Raw genomic sequence first — 12,983 nt, 5'->3', positions numbered from 1 at the left:
CAGCTTGCGGATTCTAGAGTGTTGCGTGGCGGTTGAGCAGTGCTGGTGCTGCGCTCAACCACGGAGCGGTTGAGCGTTTGATTGCTTCATGGCTCTCCGGCGAAGGTGTTGCACTGGTCCATGTCGCCACTGCCGAAGCCGGTCTTGAACCACTTCACGCGTTGCGCCGAGGTGCCGTGGGTGAACGTGTCCGGTCGCACGCGGCCCTGCGCCTGCTGCTGCAGGGTATCGTCGCCGATGTGGCTGGCGGCGTTGAGCGCCTCCTCGATATCGCCCGGTTGCAGCCAGTTGAGTTCCTGCTGGCTGTGGTTGGCCCACACGCCGGCATAGCAGTCAGCCTGCAGCTCCTGCCGTACGGACAGGCCGTCGGCGCCGTCCATCGGCGCGCCACGGCGGCGTGCCGCATCGACCTTGTCGAACACGCCGGTCAACTTCTGCACGTGATGGCCGACCTCGTGCGCAATCACGTAGGCCCGCGCGAAATCGCCGGAGGAATGCAGCTCGTCCTGCAATTGCTGGAAGAACGCCACGTCGAGATAGACCTTCTGGTCGCTTGGACAGTAGAACGGCCCGACCGCGGTGGTGGCGCCACCGCACGCGGTATTCACGCCACCGCTGAACAGGTGCAGTTTGGGGTCGACGTAGGTCATGCCTTTTGCCTGGAAAATCGCCCCCCAGGTCTGCTCGGTCGAATGCAGGATCGCGCTGACGAAATCCTTCTGCTCGGGATCGACCTGTGCCGGCGTGCCGTTCTGCACGGTCGAGCCGGATTGCGTGCCGCCCTGGTCCAGCAAGGCCAGCGGGTTCTTGAAGAATATCCAGCCGATGATCGCCAGCACCACGATCGTACCCAGGCCCATGCCGCGACCGCCACCAAAGCGTCGACCACCGCCGCCACTGTCGATCTCGACATTGCTGCTGCTGCCACCTTTTCGCCAATCCATACGTTCCCCCGCTGAGTGAAGACCAGCCATGATGCCGCGTGGCGACGATAGCCCGCTGCCCATGGCAACGCCAAGCATGCACTGCCGCTAAAGTAGGCGACCCTTTGTGAGGATTTCAGCATGACCCATCTGCCCGCCCTGGTTACCCTGCTCACCGTGCTGCTCCTGCTCGGCACGATGTGGGTCGTCGGCCACGCTCGCGGCAAGTACGACATCAAGGCGCCGGCGATCAGCGGTCATCCCGCGTTCGAGCGCGCCTACCGGGTGCAGATGAATACGCTGGAGCAGACGATGATGTTCCTGCCCACCCTGTGGCTGGCAGCGACCTATGGTTTCAGCGGCTGGGCCGGCGTGGCGGGCCTGGTCTGGCTGGTCGGCCGGGTGTGGTACGCGCTGGCCTATCTCACGGACCCGGCCAAACGCGGCCCGGGCTTCGGGCTTGCCATGCTCGGCTGGATCGCCTTGCTGCTGATGGCATGCGTCGGTGTCGGCCGCGCCCTGCTGGTCGGATGAGCGGAACGACCACGATGCATGCCATGGACGACACCTCTGGCAGTCTGCCGCCGGCCCTGCCGGTCTTTCCCGCCGGTGAACGCGGTCCCGGCCTGGGTATCGCCGCAGGCCTGATCGCCACGTATTTCGGACTGCAGATCGCTGTCGGCAGCTTGTTCGTGCTGGTGTTCGGCGTGATCGCCCTGCTCGGTCAGCCCGCGCAAGGCCACGATGCCATGATGCAGTCGGTGCTGCACCGACCTGCCATGCAGGCACTGATGGCGATGCTGTCGCTGGGCGTGGCCGCACCGCTGACCTTGCTGCTGGCGCGTCGGAAATGGCCGTGGCTGTGGTCGCTGGCACGGCCTCCCGGTTTCGGCTTCACGCCGCCGCGCCATGCGGCGTACTTCGCGCTGGCCGTGCTGGCCGGACTGCTCGCGCCGTTGCTGGGCGGCCTGCTGACCGATCTGCTGGCGCACGGCCGCACGGTGACCCAGGACATCCAGCAACTCGGCAGCAACACGCCGCTGGGGCTGCGCATCCCGTTGACCCTGGTGGTGGTGACGGTGGGTCCGCTGGTGGAGGAGTTGCTGTTCCGCGGCGTGCTGCTGTCGGCGTTGCTGCGGCGCTGCCGTGTCGGCTGGGCGGTGGCGCTCACCTCGCTGTTGTTCGCGCTGATCCACCTGCCGGGCTTGCAGTTCCAGTGGTACGGGTTGCCCGACCTGACTCTGCTGGCCTTGCTGCTGGCCTGGCTGCGCTTGCATTCGGGTTCGATCTGGCCGGCGGTGCTGGCCCACGGTGTCAACAATCTGCTGGCCGTGCTGCCATGGTTCGTCGCGATCAACCTGCCCGGCTGAACCCGCTCAACCTGTCTTGACGTCGAAGCGGTGCAGCAACCGCGCCGTCTCGAACAGCGGCAGCCCCATCACGCCGGAATAGCTGCCATCGAGATGCTCGATCAAGGTCGCGCCGCGGCCCTGGATCGCATAGGCGCCGGCCTTGCCGAATGGCTCGCCGGTGGCGACGTAATCGGCGATGGTCGATTCGTCCAGCGGCGCAAAGCGCACCTGCGAGACGCACGCCACGGACGCTTCCCGCAAGGCACCGACCAGCCACACGACCGAGATCACCGCATGCGTGCGCCCCGACAGGCGCCGCAACATGGCGACGGCGTCGGTGGCGTCCTGCGGTTTGCCGAACACCTCGTCATCCAGCACCACTTCAGTGTCCGCACCGAGCACCACCGCATCCGCCGCCCGACCCAGGCTGGCCAGTCCGGCACGCGCCTTGTCGCGCGCGACCCGGCTCACGTAATCCTGCGGCAACTCCCCGGCGGCGCGCTGCTCTGCAACCTCGACATCGAGCACGCTGAAATCCGCGCCAAGCTGCCGCAGCAACTGTCGACGACGCGGCGATTGCGAAGCGAGGTGAAGCATGGCGTTCCCGACGATGGTGGAGCCCGGTGGCTCAAAGGCTGAAGTTGTATTCGCAGAATTGCCGGTCACGTTGCCAGCCCAGCGATTCGTACAACGCCTGCGCTGGTGCGTTGTCCAGCGCCGTCGACAGCGACAGGCCGGCCGCGCCCAACGCCCGGGCATGCTCGGTCGCGGCACCCACCAGGGCTGCCGCCACGCCCTGCCGACGGGCCGACGCGGCGACGAACAAGTCGTTGAGCAACCAGGTGCGCACGGTGCGCACCGACGAAAACAACGGGTAGAGCTGGGTAAAACCCAAACCCTCGCCGTGGTCGCCATGCGCCAGCAAGATCACCGATTCATGCTGGCGGATGCGCTCGGCCAGAAAGTCGTGCGCCCGCGCCAGATCGGCCGGCTGGCCATAGAACTGGCGATAGGCGTCGAACAGCGGTGCCAGCGTGTCGAGATCGAGGGCGGTGGCTTGGCGGATCTGATGGGGCATGAGTGCTGTCCGGGGAACGGGAGACGGATGAAGCATATCGTCTCCGATACTACGCACGCCTCTGCTTCCCGTTCCGCACTCCCGCTTCACCCCCGATGATACGGATGCCCCGCCATGATCGTGGTGGCCCGATACAGCTGCTCGGCCAGCACCAGCCGCACCAGCATGTGCGGCAGGGTCAGCGCACCGAGCGACCAGCGCTGATCGGCGCGCGCCAGCACCTCGGGGGCGTGGCCGTCCGGGCCGCCGATCAGGAAGGCCAGGTCACGTCCTGCCATGCGCCACTTCGCCAGCTGTTCGGCCAGATCCTCGCTCGACCAGGTCTTGCCGCGACCATCGAGCGCGATCACATGGATGTCGTGCGGCAACGCTGCGAGGATCGCCGCGCCCTCGTCCTGGATAGCCCGTGCATCGTCGCGGCCCTTGCCGCGGGTGCCTGGTTTCAGTTCGATCAGTTCCAGCGGCAGCTCGTGCGACAACCGCTTGCGGTATTCGGCGAAGCCCTCGGCCACCCAGCCGGGCATGCGCTCACCGACGGCGATCAGGCGCGCGCGCATGACTGCCCTCGGGCACACAACCGCTGGCGCGCAGCGCCGTCGTTCGCCTCATCTCCCCTTGGAGGAGAGGATTGAGGTGAGGGCTCACTCTGGCGCAAAACCCACAGCGAAGACGCTCGATCAACCATTTCGCGAACGCCCGCTCCCATCTGCTTCCGGATCAGGCCCATGGAGATTCTTCGGGCACTTACCCCAAGCAGAGTGAGGGCAAATTTCAGCTGGCCTGGGCTTCGTCGATTTCGTGCCCATGGTCCCCCACCGTCCACAACCGCTCCAGGCCGTAGAACTCGCGTATACGCGGCAGCATCACATGGACGATCACGTCGCCCAGGTCGACCAGCACCCATTCGCCTTCGGTCTCGCCTTCCACGCCAAGCGGCATCACGCCCGCCTTCTTGGCGAACTTGCCGACTTCGTCGGCGATGGATTTGACGTGGCGGGCGGAGGTGCCGGACGCGATCACCAGCAGGTCGGCGATGGATGTTTTGCCGCGAACGTCGATTTCGCGCACATCCTTGGCTTTCAGTTCTTCGAGCGCGTCGATGACCGACTTGCGCAAGGTGGCCGTGGTGACGGACTTGTTCGTACGGGCAGTACTCAAGAGGAAGAGCCTCGATGCGTAAGAGCAGCGCGAAATGGCGCGGGCGCAGTATAACCGCCCTGCCGTCAAGGGGTCGTCTGCCCGCCCACGGCGACCTCGCGCCGGGCCAGCCGGTATTCGTGCATCAGCCGCGCGACCAGTTCGCCGGCGGGCTGCGGCCGGACCAGAGCGGCGGCCTGACCGCACCATTCGGACAACAGGTCGCCGCGGCCGGCCGCGGCGGCCGCGCGCCGCAATGGCGCGGTGAGCGCGTTCAGCACCGGATACGGCAGGCCCTGGACCGCTTCCGGCATGGCCTCGACGAAGCGATTGCGCAGGCCACGCGCGGCGCGCCCGGAGAACCCGAGAATGGTCGTGACCCGGTGTTCCTCGACCTGTGGCAGATCCCGCTTCCACGCCGCGGCCGCAGAACATTCCGGACAGGCGAGAAAAGCGGTGCCCAGCTGGCTGGCCGCCGCGCCGAGCACTTCCGCCGCCAGCATGCCGCGGCCGTCCATGATGGCGCCCGAGGCGATCACCGGGATGTCGACCGCACGCACGGCCAGCGGCAGCAGCGCGAACAGACCGATCATCGCGTCCTCGGCCTTGTGCAGGAAGGTGCCGCGATGCCCGCCGGCCTCGGCTCCCTGCACGCAAACCGCGTCGGCCCCGGCATCGGCCCAGGCGCGAACCTCGGCCACCGTGGTCGCCGTGCCGATGACATGGATGTCGCGCCGATGCAGCTCGCGCAACTGCGTGGGGCCGATCACGCCAAACGCGAAACTCGCCACCGCCGGGCGCGCCTCGCACAGGGCCGCGAACTGGTCGGAGAAGCGCGGCGCCCAGCGCTGCGGCAGGCTGGTGCGTACATCCAGGCCCTCGCGCGCCATCAATGCATCGAGCTGTTCGCGGGCCTTCGCCACCGCCGCCATGTCGGCCTCGAATTCGTCCGGCAGCACGAACAGGCCGATGGCGTGGGGCTGGGCGCTCAGAGCACGGACCTGCGTTGCCTGGTCGAGGATCGCCTGCGGCTCCAGATAGCCGGCACCCAGCGAGCCCAGGCCACCCGCATTGGACACGGCCGCTACCAGTTCCGGTGGCGTCGAGCCGGCCATCGGCGCCTGGATCAGCGGATGCTCGATGCCGAGCCGAGCGGCGAAGGGCGAGGTCATGCGCGGTACCTGTTCGATAAATGGGCGATCAAGTATGCGCGGTGGACTGGATGGAGATAAACCCGTGGCAACAAGCGGCATGGCCGCATGCCGTCACGATGACAGTCGAACACCGATGACGTTCAACCGGCCGCGTCATGCCTGCGTCGGCGCAGGCGATCCACCGACAGCGCGCCGGCGCCCGTACCCATCGCCAGCATCAGCAAGCCACCGAGATAGAGCAGGTTGACCTCGAACCCGGGCGGACCGAATTGCGGCCCGTTGGCGGTCAGACCGATCGTGTTGACCGAACTGAAGCCGTACGGCAGGTGCACCGTGAATATCGCCACCAGCAGGATGGCGGCCATCGGAATGCTGATGAGCATGACGAAGGCGCCCACGAACATTGCCAGCCCGGTCGAAAGCTCCAGCAGCGTGACTATCCAGGCGGTGACGTGCGGCAGCGGCACCCCGATCCAGTGCAGCAGGTCCGCGAACTTGTCCGGGCCGCGGCTGAATTTTGCCCAGCCGTGCGCCATGAAACCGAACCCGATCACCAGCCGCAGCGGCAGCGCTGCCCAATCGGACCAGAACGACGTGCGCGCCGATATGCGCATGATGCTCTCCTGACTCTGAAATGGTGCGCGCGGGAGAGCCATGCGGCTCTCCCGCACAGGAGGCATTTAGTGGCCAGCGTCCATCGCGCCGTCTTTCTTCATCGAATCGTCTTTCATGGCGTCTTGCTTCATCGAATCCATTTTCATGGCGTCATGCTTCATCGAATGGCCCTTCATCGAGTCATGCTTCATCGAGTTGGACTTCATCGAGCCACGCTGCATGGAGTCGCTTTTCATGGCGTCGTGCTTCATCGAATCGTGCTTCATGGAGTCTTTCTGCATCGCATCGCGCGACATCGCATGGCTGGAACCGGCGGCCATCGCGTCCTGCGCGAACGAGGTGGTAGCGGCCAAACCGAAGGTCATGGCGGCGGCGAGCAGTGTGGCAAGGCGAACGTTCATGGGAAGTCCTGGCGAGAAGAGGGGTGGAGACAGTCATGCCGTCTCCATCCCTCATTCGCCGTACACCTGCCGGAAGTTACATCGGCGCCAACCCGGGCCAACGCGAAGCCGCTAGCCGCCCTGCCCGGCCACGATGTTCACCGTGATCGCGATGATGAACACGTTGAAGAAAAACGCGATCACGCTGTGCAGCAGCACCACGCGGCGCAGGTAATTGCTGGTTATCTGCACGTCGGAAACCTGGAAGGTCATGCCGATCACGATCGAGAAATACACGAAATCCCAGTAGTCGGGTTTGGGCGTGTCGGGAAATTCCAAGCCGGTGTGCTGGTCGCCGAAGTCACCGTAGTAGCCGTGCGCGTAGTGGATCGCGAACATCACGTTGAGGAACAGCCAGCTCAGGATCACGCTCAGCACACCAACGCCCAACGCCAGGATCCCGCCACTCTTCGCCGCATTCAGCTCGTTGGCCAGCGCGCCCAGCACCACCGCCGACAACACCACGCCACCCCACAGCACGCCCCAGCGGCCCGTGTCGATCGCCTGGGCCTGGGCACGCATGTTGGTCGGCGTGGCCTTGCTGAACAGGTGCGCGAGAATGCCCAGGAATACCACCGCGGCCAGGTCGAATCCGATCAGTACCGCGTTGGCCGGGTGCATCCCGCCGCCCAACAACGCGGCGACCACCACCACGAAGATGGCCAGCGACATGATCATCCACGGGCGGCCTTTCACGAAATGCCAGGGATGCCATCCCCGTCTTTTCGCGCCGGTCGCCGGAGGCGATGACTTGTTCATGCGCACCTCGGCTGGCGGCGCACGCCCAGGAGCGCGGATGAATCGAACCAGTGGATCAAGGCAACCTCCGCGGACGCAGCGCCATCGCCGGCCATGCGCCGATCATAGCGGCGCCTCGGAGCTTGTGAACAAAACCACTTCCTGTGGTTTTGTTCTATCGCGAGTCCGGCGCATGTAGGCATGCCTTCGCCCTGGCCGGACTGAGAGATTGGAAAACTCACAACCTCTCAGGCGAGCAGGTCGTGGTATTCCGGATGCCGCTGCATCCACCGGGCGGCGTACGAACACGCCGGCACCACCTTCCAGGCTTCGGCGCGCGCCGCCGCCATCGCGGCCCGGGTCAGCGCAGCGGCGATACCGCGGCCGCCGATGGCAGACGGCACCGCGGTGTGGGTGATCGTCATCACGCCGGCACCGAGGGTGTAATCGAGCACGCCCTCGATACCGTCCACCCGGGTGTGGAAGCGATGGGCGGTGCGATCGTGCTGAATGACAGGCGGCATGCGGCCCCGAAGGGAAAGATGGTTCGGCGAGCATACGATCTGCACGGATAGCCGGTGTGAAATCCGGCCGGCGAAGCATTCGCGTCCTGTGAATGAAACGATCGGCATAGTGCGCGCTTGTCCCGTCAACCTGCAGCAGGAGCATTCCATGCCGAAGAAATCCGCATCCGCCCATTGGTCCGGCAGCATCAAGGAGGGCCAGGGCACGATATCCACGGAAACCGGCGTGCTGTGCGACGCGCCGTACGGCTTCAAGTCCCGCTTCGAGGACGGCCCCGGCACCAATCCGGAGGAACTGATCGCCGCCGCACATGCCGGCTGCTACTCGATGGCGCTCTCGCTCGAACTGGGCAATGCCGGGCTCACCGCCGACAGCATCGATACCAGTGCGGTGGTCACGCTCGACAAGGATGGCGACGGCTTCTCGATCACCGCGGTGCATCTCACCTGCAAGGCGAAAGTGCCGGGTGTCGAGGCGGCAGCGTTCGAGAAGATCGCCCAGGCGACCAAACTCGGCTGCCCGGTTTCCAAGGTACTGAAGGCCACCATTACCCTGGATGCCAGCCTGGAAAGTTGACTGCCTCGCGTTAGCGCCTTCCGATTTCGCAGGGAAGGCACTGCCCGCCGCTCTGCTCCAAGGCACCACGCGAAAGCCGGCGGACAATGCCCACCCTGCGTGGTTGGACGCGTGAATCCGTCGGCCCGCTGCAAGCGGGCCTGTGCGGAGGTGCCGTCCGACTACAATGGCGGCATGCCATCTGCACCGAGTTTCCTCGCCCGAATCGCCCGCGAACCGCTCAGCCCGTTGCGCGGCGCGATCCGGCATTGGGTGCTGCACGCGTTCCCTCGCGCCGACAGCGGCAGCCTCGACTACGACCACCCGCATGGCGATCCCGGCCTGTTCGGGCCTGACAGCGCGACGTGGCGCGTGCACTCGGATTTTCCCGGCATGCTGGCCGGCGGCCTGGCGGCGCTGACGCTGCAGACCTTGCACCCGCTGGCGCTGGCCGGCGTGTGGGACCACTCCAATTTCCGCGGCGACCTGGTCGGCCGGCTGCGGCGCACCACGGCGTTCGTCGGCGGCACCACCTACGCGCCGCGGGCACGGGCCGAGGCGCTGATCGAACATGTCCGGCAGATCCACACGCACATCACCGGGTACGGCGAAGATGGACGTCCGTATGCCGCCGACGATCCGCAACTGCTGGCCTGGGTGCACGTCACCGAGGCCTGCAGTTTCCTGCAGGGCTACCGCCGCTACAGCCATGTCGCGCTGCCGCCCGGCGCCGCCGATCGCTATTACGACGAAGTGCGGCGAATTGCCGAGGCGCTCGGCGCCAGGAACGTGCCGGCGTGCGAGCGCGAGGTCGCCGAGTACTTCCGCCGCATCCAGCCCGAACTGGCTTTTACAGAGCGCTCGCGCGTCGTGCTCGACCTGCTCTCGCAGGTACGCCTGCCGGTGCCCGTCGCCGGCTTGTCGCGCGATCTGTTTCTGCACGCCGGTGCCGCGCTGTTGCCGGACTGGGCAACCCGGCTGCTCGGCCGGACGTCGCGGCAACAGCGCCAGGCAAAACTGGCGGCGCATGCGCTGTGGTCGATCGCACCGATGTTTCGCGCTGCACTCAAAGATGGCATCGCCAGTCGCGCGTGCCTAAGGATGGACAGGTCGCCCGGGCAGTTGCTCGACTGGAAGCCGGCCGATCCCGGCTTGCGCTGATCCGCTGCATCGGCCACCTGCACACCCGAGGCCGCTCAGGCCGACAGCATCGCCCCGGATTCGCATCCGGACCCGTTGTCGGACGCCACCACTACCTGGTTGCGGCCGGCGCGCTTGGCGGCATACAACGCCGCATCGGCTCGCCGCAGCACCGCGGCGAAATCGCCTTCGTCGAGTGCCGCCACGGTCGCGCCGATGGACGTGGTGAGCTGCAGGGTTTGCCCGTCAACCAGCAGCGGGGTGCACTCCACCGTCGCCCGGATGCGTTCACCAAGCGCCAGGGCGTCCTGCAGCGTGGTGTCCGGCACCAGTACCACGAACTCCTCGCCCCCGATCCGCCCGATCACATCGTTGGCGCGCAGCTTGGCGCGAATGTTCGATACCAGTTCACGCAAGGCCTTGTCGCCCACCGCATGGCCAAAGCGGTCGTTGACGCTCTTGAAATGGTCGGCATCGAGCAGCAGCACGCCCACCGGCTTCCCCCGCCGCCCCGCCCCGCGCATCAGGCGGCCCGCAGCCTCGGTCAGCGCAAGGCGATTGTTCACCCCCGTCAAGGGATCCAGCCGCGCCAGCAGATGCAGTTCGCGCTGCAGGATCTCGTTGTAGAGCAGCAGGAAGGCGACGCTGGCGAACAGTGGCTGCATGCCGGCAAACAATATGTAGAAGTAGTTGATCGCGCTGGGCTCGGTAAGTCCACCGAGCACGCTGGAGCCAAGCCACAATTGCCCACAACGCCAGATCACCAGCAGTGCCGACATCGTGCATGTCACCAGCAGCACCGTGCGTGCCCGCGAACGGCCTGCAACCAGCGCCTGCACCTGCAGCAGGATGTTGGCGATGATCGCGACCGAGCCCCACAGCACGCGCGAACGATAGTCCGGGTCGATCAATCCGAACCATGCCACGCCCAGATAGCCAAGGACGCCGATCGCCACCACCAACCGCCAGCGCAACGGCTCGCCGAGCAACATGCGCAGGGCAATCACGCCCATGCCCTGGGCGATCAGGTTGAAGGCGTTGCCGCCGAGCAGCATCTGCGCCGGCGACAGCCATGCCTGCAGGGCCAGCGCGCCCCAGCCCAGAGATTCGACCGCCAGCGCCGCGGCGCGCAGCAACAGACCGGTGTGCGCGCGCCCCGGCCGGCTCCGGGTACCCGCCCACATCATCGCGGCCAACGCCAGCGATTGCAGTGCACTGATCAACGATAGGGTTTCGATGTGCATGGGTCCCATTCACTCCCTGTGGCTGGCTCGACAGGCGGCTTGCCGCTGCATCACTCCTTTGGCCCGCCCGGCTTGCTCCGGGCCGGCCTGCTGCCGAGTATCGGCCTGATCCGATGAAACTATAAGCGTTGACAGGCCGCCGCGTTTCGCTACTTTCACGGATTGAAACTCATTGGACGCCGGATGGCTACGCTTGTTCCGACCCGCAACAGCTGCCTGCCGCGCATGACCGGCGGCGAGAAGCGCGTTTCCGAGCGGCTGGAGCAGAAGCTCGAAGACGACTACCTGCTGTGGTACGACGTGCCGGTCGGGCTGAAACAGCGCCATCCGGACTTCGTCGTTTTCCATCCGCGTCGCGGCCTGCTGGTGCTGGAGGTGAAGGACTGGAAGGCCGACACCATTCGCCATGCCGACAGCACCCAGTTCACCCTGGTCACCGAGCGCGGCCTCGTGAAGGAGAACAACCCGCTGTTGCAGGCGCGCGCGTACGCGCTGGAGATCGGCGTGGTGCTGGAGCGCGACCCGGCGCTACGCCACCCGGATGGTTCGCGCTACGCCGGCAAGTTGATCATGCCGTGGGGCTGGGGCGTGGTGCTGGCCAACATCACCCGCAAGCAGTTCGACGAGGGCGCGCTGGGCGAGGTGTTGCCCGAGCATCTGGTGATCTGTCGCGACGAGTTGTACGAGACGGTCGAGGCCGAGGCGTTCCAGGAACGGCTGTGGGCGATGTTCCCGCAGGTGTATCCGGTGGCGCTGACCCTGCCCCAGATCGACCGCGTACGCTGGCACCTGTTCCCGGAGTTGCGCGTGGAAGCCGGCAGCGGCCAGTTCGGCCTGTTCGGCCCCACCGACGCCGCGGTGCGGCCGCTGGAGATCCCCGACCTGATCAAGGTAATGGATGCGCAGCAGGAACAACTCGCCCGCTCGATCGGCGACGAGCACCGGATCATCCACGGCGTCGCCGGTTCGGGCAAGACGATGATCCTGGGCTTCCGTGCGATGCAACTGGCGCGCGAGATGTCCAAGCCGATCCTGGTGCTCTGCTACAACAAGACGCTGGCCGCGCGGCTGGAACAACTGATTGGCGAGCGCGGTCTCGGCGAAAAAGTGCAGGTCTACAACTTCCACAAGTGGTGCCGGAAGATGCTGGTGGCCTACAACGAGCCGCTGCCGCCAGGCAGTGGCAAAGCCTTCGTCGAGGCGTTGCCGCCGGCGGTGATCTCGGGCGTCGATCGCGGGCAGATCCCGCGCGCCCAATACGGCGCCGTGCTGGTCGACGAGGGTCACGACTTCGAGCCGGACTGGTACAAGCTGATCGTGCAGATGATCGACCCGGCCACCAATTCGCTGCTGGTGCTGTACGACGACGCGCAGAACATCTACGGCAACCCGGACCGCCGCAAGATCAGCTGGAAAAGCCTCGGCGTGCAAGCCCAGGGTCGCACCACCATCCTCAAGCTCAACTACCGCAACACGCTGGAAATCCTCTCGGTCGCGCGCGTCTTCGCGCAGGACCTGCTGGCTTCGCGCAGCGACGAGGCGGACGGCGACGGCGTGCCGCTGATCGCGCCGGAAAGCGCCGGCCGCCGCGGCGCCGTGCCCGAGCTGGTGCGTACCGACACCGCCCGCGCGCAGATGGACGTGCTGATCGCCCGCCTCCGCGACGAGCACGCACATGGCCGCCCCTGGTCCGACATGGCGGTGATCTACCGCAACCAGTGGGAAGGCGAGAAGCTGCACGAGGTACTCAAGCACCTGGACATTCCCAGCCGCCTCGCCGACAACGCCGGCAAGCAGACCCTGTTCGTGGTCGAGGACAGCGTCAAGCTGGTGACCATGCATTCCAGCAAGGGCCTGGAGTTTCCGTTCGTGATCATCCCCGGCATCGGCGGCCTGCCCAAAGAAGGCCAGTCCGAAGCCGATGAGGCACGCCTGCTCTACGTGGCGATGACCCGCGCCACCGAGCGACTGCTGCTGATTCATCACGAGGATTCGGTATTCAGCAAGCGCATCCGTGATTCGATCAACGACGTGACGGCGCAACTGGCAGCGCCCTGATATCCGGTGTGCCGCGCGCCGGCA

General features: G+C 66.2%; 16 protein-coding genes. 5 read left to right on the top strand and 11 right to left on the bottom strand.

Annotated features, from left to right (window positions below):
• Positions 1 to 86: 86 nt before the first annotated feature.
• On the bottom strand, positions 87 to 944 hold the full coding sequence (locus CIW53_RS08800) for a neutral zinc metallopeptidase (protein ID WP_149364346.1): 858 nt from the start codon (positions 942 to 944) through the stop codon (positions 87 to 89).
• 120 nt (positions 945 to 1,064) lie between these two features.
• On the opposite strand from CIW53_RS08800, the gene CIW53_RS08795 reads away from it, so the two are divergent.
• Both CIW53_RS08795 and CIW53_RS08790 read left to right on the top strand, forming a co-directional pair.
• Positions 1,065 to 1,457 (top strand): MAPEG family protein, encoded by a 393-nt coding sequence (locus CIW53_RS08795; RefSeq protein ID WP_149364345.1) that lies wholly within the window; start codon positions 1,065 to 1,067, stop codon positions 1,455 to 1,457.
• A gap of 23 nt (positions 1,458 to 1,480) precedes the next feature.
• A complete protein-coding gene (locus CIW53_RS08790; RefSeq protein WP_242451833.1) occupies positions 1,481 to 2,293 on the top strand; it encodes a CPBP family intramembrane glutamic endopeptidase in 813 nt (270 codons plus the stop codon).
• A gap of 6 nt (positions 2,294 to 2,299) precedes the next feature.
• Here CIW53_RS08790 and CIW53_RS08785 read toward each other — a convergent pair whose 3' ends face one another.
• The 9 genes from CIW53_RS08785 to CIW53_RS08745 form a co-directional block, all read right to left on the bottom strand.
• Positions 2,300 to 2,872: a Maf family protein gene (locus tag CIW53_RS08785; protein WP_149364343.1), complete on the bottom strand. Its 573-nt coding sequence runs from the start codon at positions 2,870 to 2,872 to the stop codon at positions 2,300 to 2,302.
• Between the two features lie 31 nt (positions 2,873 to 2,903).
• The gene (locus CIW53_RS08780; protein WP_149364342.1) at positions 2,904 to 3,353 is read right to left on the bottom strand and encodes a GNAT family N-acetyltransferase; all 450 of its coding nucleotides are present in this window, start codon (positions 3,351 to 3,353) and stop codon (positions 2,904 to 2,906) included.
• Between the two features lie 86 nt (positions 3,354 to 3,439).
• Positions 3,440 to 3,910, bottom strand: coding sequence for a 23S rRNA (pseudouridine(1915)-N(3))-methyltransferase RlmH (rlmH, locus tag CIW53_RS08775; protein WP_149364341.1), 471 nt, complete (start codon positions 3,908 to 3,910; stop codon positions 3,440 to 3,442).
• A gap of 214 nt (positions 3,911 to 4,124) precedes the next feature.
• The gene (gene rsfS / locus CIW53_RS08770; RefSeq protein WP_149364340.1) at positions 4,125 to 4,511 is read right to left on the bottom strand and encodes a ribosome silencing factor; all 387 of its coding nucleotides are present in this window, start codon (positions 4,509 to 4,511) and stop codon (positions 4,125 to 4,127) included.
• Positions 4,512 to 4,576: 65 nt separating this feature from the next.
• Positions 4,577 to 5,662: a nitronate monooxygenase gene (locus CIW53_RS08765; RefSeq protein WP_149364339.1), complete on the bottom strand. Its 1,086-nt coding sequence runs from the start codon at positions 5,660 to 5,662 to the stop codon at positions 4,577 to 4,579.
• 122 nt (positions 5,663 to 5,784) lie between these two features.
• Positions 5,785 to 6,258 carry a DoxX family protein gene (locus CIW53_RS08760; protein ID WP_149364338.1) on the bottom strand — a complete coding sequence of 158 codons (474 nt, stop codon included), beginning with the start codon at positions 6,256 to 6,258 and terminating at the stop codon, positions 5,785 to 5,787.
• A gap of 66 nt (positions 6,259 to 6,324) precedes the next feature.
• Positions 6,325 to 6,660 (bottom strand): pentapeptide MXKDX repeat protein, encoded by a 336-nt coding sequence (locus CIW53_RS08755; protein ID WP_149364337.1) that lies wholly within the window; start codon positions 6,658 to 6,660, stop codon positions 6,325 to 6,327.
• Between the two features lie 111 nt (positions 6,661 to 6,771).
• Positions 6,772 to 7,458 carry a DUF1345 domain-containing protein gene (locus CIW53_RS08750; RefSeq protein ID WP_149364336.1) on the bottom strand — a complete coding sequence of 229 codons (687 nt, stop codon included), beginning with the start codon at positions 7,456 to 7,458 and terminating at the stop codon, positions 6,772 to 6,774.
• A gap of 227 nt (positions 7,459 to 7,685) precedes the next feature.
• Positions 7,686 to 7,961, bottom strand: coding sequence for a GNAT family N-acetyltransferase (locus tag CIW53_RS08745; RefSeq protein ID WP_149364335.1), 276 nt, complete (start codon positions 7,959 to 7,961; stop codon positions 7,686 to 7,688).
• Positions 7,962 to 8,109: 148 nt separating this feature from the next.
• Here CIW53_RS08745 and CIW53_RS08740 point away from each other — a divergent pair, with 148 nt between their 5' ends.
• Both CIW53_RS08740 and CIW53_RS08735 read left to right on the top strand, forming a co-directional pair.
• A complete protein-coding gene (locus tag CIW53_RS08740; protein ID WP_149364334.1) occupies positions 8,110 to 8,538 on the top strand; it encodes an OsmC family protein in 429 nt (142 codons plus the stop codon).
• Positions 8,539 to 8,712: 174 nt separating this feature from the next.
• Positions 8,713 to 9,678 carry an oxygenase MpaB family protein gene (locus tag CIW53_RS08735; protein WP_149364333.1) on the top strand — a complete coding sequence of 322 codons (966 nt, stop codon included), beginning with the start codon at positions 8,713 to 8,715 and terminating at the stop codon, positions 9,676 to 9,678.
• Positions 9,679 to 9,713: 35 nt separating this feature from the next.
• Here the strand turns inward: CIW53_RS08735 and CIW53_RS08730 are convergent, their stop codons facing one another.
• On the bottom strand, positions 9,714 to 10,901 hold the full coding sequence (locus tag CIW53_RS08730; RefSeq protein WP_172969625.1) for a GGDEF domain-containing protein: 1,188 nt from the start codon (positions 10,899 to 10,901) through the stop codon (positions 9,714 to 9,716).
• 183 nt (positions 10,902 to 11,084) lie between these two features.
• Here CIW53_RS08730 and CIW53_RS08725 point away from each other — a divergent pair, with 183 nt between their 5' ends.
• Entirely contained in the window at positions 11,085 to 12,959 is a 1,875-nt protein-coding gene (locus CIW53_RS08725) for a 3'-5' exonuclease (RefSeq protein WP_149364331.1), read from the top strand.
• Positions 12,960 to 12,983 lie beyond the last annotated feature (24 nt).

This window comes from Rhodanobacter sp. T12-5 (genome assembly GCF_008329435.1).
GTDB lineage: Bacteria > Pseudomonadota > Gammaproteobacteria > Xanthomonadales > Rhodanobacteraceae > Rhodanobacter.
The sequence above is the reverse complement of the archived record's forward strand: the minus strand, read 5'-3'. Positions and strand labels throughout refer to the sequence as shown.